Annotated in this window: 3 protein-coding genes and 1 pseudogene; all 4 read right to left on the bottom strand. The window is 37.9% G+C overall.

What is annotated here, in order from left to right; genetic code table 11:
• Window positions 1-124 precede the first annotated feature (124 nt).
• Window positions 125-235: pseudogene (locus tag IEY48_RS20155) on the bottom strand (mercuric transporter MerT family protein); the annotation flags it as partial.
• A 91-nt stretch (window positions 236-326) separates the two neighbouring features.
• Complete coding sequence (gene merR, locus IEY48_RS20150; RefSeq protein WP_160054389.1) at window positions 327-734, bottom strand: mercury resistance transcriptional regulator MerR; 408 nt, start codon at window positions 732-734, stop codon at window positions 327-329.
• A 480-nt stretch (window positions 735-1,214) separates the two neighbouring features.
• Complete coding sequence (locus IEY48_RS20145; RefSeq protein ID WP_160054390.1) at window positions 1,215-2,165, bottom strand: hypothetical protein; 951 nt, start codon at window positions 2,163-2,165, stop codon at window positions 1,215-1,217.
• A gap of 112 nt (window positions 2,166-2,277) precedes the next feature.
• Window positions 2,278-2,718 (bottom strand): hypothetical protein, encoded by a 441-nt coding sequence (locus IEY48_RS20140; protein WP_188923327.1) that lies wholly within the window; start codon window positions 2,716-2,718, stop codon window positions 2,278-2,280.
• Between the last annotated feature and the right edge of the window lie 84 nt (window positions 2,719-2,802).

Genomic DNA, 2,802 nt, shown 5'->3' with positions numbered 1-2,802 from the left:
AATGGCTATGGTTTTATAACAATGAAAGACCCAATACAGCAATTGGTGGTGTCCCACCAAAGCAAAAACTGGCACTAGTGGCCTAAATATCTACTTTTGATCTCAGTTAAAAATGGGGAGATTACCCACTGACTCCTAGCAACAACAATATGAATGGCCCTGCGCAACACAGGCCTGCGCCGACGGCGGCGACAATGCCACCAATAATGTGCAGATTAGGATTTTGGGGGGACACGGCTTACTCCTCGGATTTCAATCTATGGAATAAGTGTAAGTGCCGTACCTATATACGGAGTCAAGCGGAATTTTTCTGTGGGTAGAGTCGTTTAGGGTTGCAGGGAATCGATGATGGGGCAATGGCTGTCATCTTGATTGCTATGGCACTGCAGCAATAGTGTATTGAGTGCTGTTTCCAAGCGTCGTAAATCCGCCATTTTGTCTCTGACGGCGCCGAGTTTATGCTCGGCAAGCTCTTGGACTTGGCTGCATGGGTAGTCTTCTAAGCTTAATAGATTAGCAATTTCCTCGAGCGTAAATCCCAATTCTTGGGCACGTTTGATAAAGCGAATACGGTTCACCGTTTCATTTGGGTAATGACGATAACCAAAGTCTGGCTTTAGCGGTTGTTCGATCATTCCCCGCCGCTCATAAAAACGCACCGTCTCAATATTTATACCAAGCTCATTAGCCAGCTTACTGATGGTTCTGTTCTTTTTAGATGTTACAGAAGTCATACCTCCTCCTTTGATTACTATGATGAATGATACTTTGGCTTGAGCTCTCTGCCCTGAGAGATAATAAATAGATTTTTACAAGGTATCCATTTTATCCAGAGTTGCAAATATTACGACCTTTCTTACATAAAATGCTATTGATGAGTAATGTTTAGTTAGATAACTCATAGCTAAAGTGAACATAATTCGATACGTGATATTCGATGCCCCTTTTCTATGACACTCAGGCAAGACTCACCTGTGATTTAGTAGCCACTGTGCAGTATTGTTAAAATGTGGTCAATATTCTGATGTCTGAAATAACCGTATCACCCACCCCAACTCACAATGGGGCAACAAAAGCGTGTTAGATTCTCAACTCTAATTTTTGGATATCGCATTAAAATTTCTATGGGTAACCTTTTGCTAAAAACGCAATAAAATAGCTGGCAAAAAACAAGTAAAAGCCAGCTGTTATTTTCCGTTTGAGCAACTTGATACCTATTCTTCCTCGTAACTTTCATCTATTTCTCGTGCAATACTTTCGAAGCTTTTGTGATTTTCTTGTAGGTAGTACAAGTAAATTCTGGCGTCATGCTCAGAAAAATCCTTAGTATTTGAGTTGGTCAAATAATCTTTTACTCGCTCAATGCCATGAAAATATTCATCAAGGTCGTACTTAGTATAATCAGTAAGCTCGTTTCTTTCTTGCAGTGCACCTTGAAACTCATTATATGTTTTTTCAATCGACTCAAGCATTTTAAAACCAAAGGAGACATTTGAGCTCGAAGGCGAGTAAATAGCTTGTCCTACTTTCTCAAACATATATCTCATTGTTGAGTCAAGGATGTCTACTAGCGGTTTTTCCATAAATTTAACCTTATGCTTTTCGTCAATTTCTCGAAGCCTTTCATTAATTGATAGATATGCTGTATTGATGCCCATCAGCTGTGTTTCTGCAATTTCCGAAAAATCTACGTCGATGAATTCACTTTTACCCTCATCGTAGAAACGAGCAAGGGTGAAACCACCTTTGCTCATAGAAATACGAGATATGTGATTAAAGTACGTTGTTTTCTTTACGTGATTCTTTGTTGGGTGACCTATTGAGGCATTTCTAACTGCTCTAATACCTTTTAATTCTTCTGACAGTTTATATGGTACATCAAATGCTTCTGATAAATGATTCATTGCATCTTGCTGTATAAATAACGCTTGTAGTAGCCCGTATGTATAGATATACGATAATCCAGTTTCATCAGGATATTCCGATTTAAAGTAGCTTTGCAATGCCAAGCCAGTGTCACCAAGGGTATCTAATGAACTACATATTTGATTCCAGTTATCTAACTCTGAAATCAAAACCTTCTGATATCTATGAGTATTTATATGATCACGTACCTGTTTTTCGATATCGAAGAATATGGTAAGACTTTCTTCAATTTTGCTCATCTATCGCAAATCCTTTCAATAGGTATAGTGCCTTAAAAATTGGCGAAAATTGTGGGCTAAACTTGAGCGTAGCGAAAATAGACTGCGGTTTTTAGTCTAATTAATCAAATTGTTATAAACCTTTGATTAATGACTTCCAATCTACGTATTTACCTATGTTTTTGAGGTTAGAATCGTCAATATGACGACCTTTTAACTCATTACGACAATCATCGACGTATGAGCAAATCGTTTGGTAGATTTCTGCGTTTGTTGCCTCTTTGTAAAACGAATTCTCAGGAGCTAATTTATGAGTTACATATTTGAACTGCTTAGTTCTCGATTTAACAAACCGTTTTTTATCATCTTGCCAATATTCGCCTCTAATTTGTGAACCTAAAATATGTAGTTTAATAAAACCTATTATCTCATTATATTCCCAAGCTCCACCATAATTTTCATGTATTGCATTTTTATAATTACTTAAATAATCTGGATTATCTTCACAATACTTCCTTTTAAATTCAGCATCCCGGCGTTTTTCAAGACAGTTGTCGCCTAAATTGTTAAGCAACTTCTTTATGTTGCTCTGGATTTAACGCCACAGCGCCTATTGGTTGCCAGTTTCGCTCTTCTTTTGACCATCGCTCTGGATGTT

Source organism: Shewanella saliphila, assembly GCF_014648295.1.
GTDB classification, from domain to species: domain Bacteria; phylum Pseudomonadota; class Gammaproteobacteria; order Enterobacterales; family Shewanellaceae; genus Shewanella; species Shewanella saliphila.
The sequence above is the reverse complement of the archived record's forward strand: the minus strand, read 5'-3'. Positions and strand labels throughout refer to the sequence as shown.

Coding starts and splice junctions, on each gene's coding strand:
- merR (WP_160054389.1), bottom strand. CDS start 734: ATGACTTCTGTAACATCTAAAAAGAACAGAACCATCAGTAAGCTGGCT.
- IEY48_RS20145 (WP_160054390.1), bottom strand. CDS start 2,165: ATGAGCAAAATTGAAGAAAGTCTTACCATATTCTTCGATATCGAAAAA.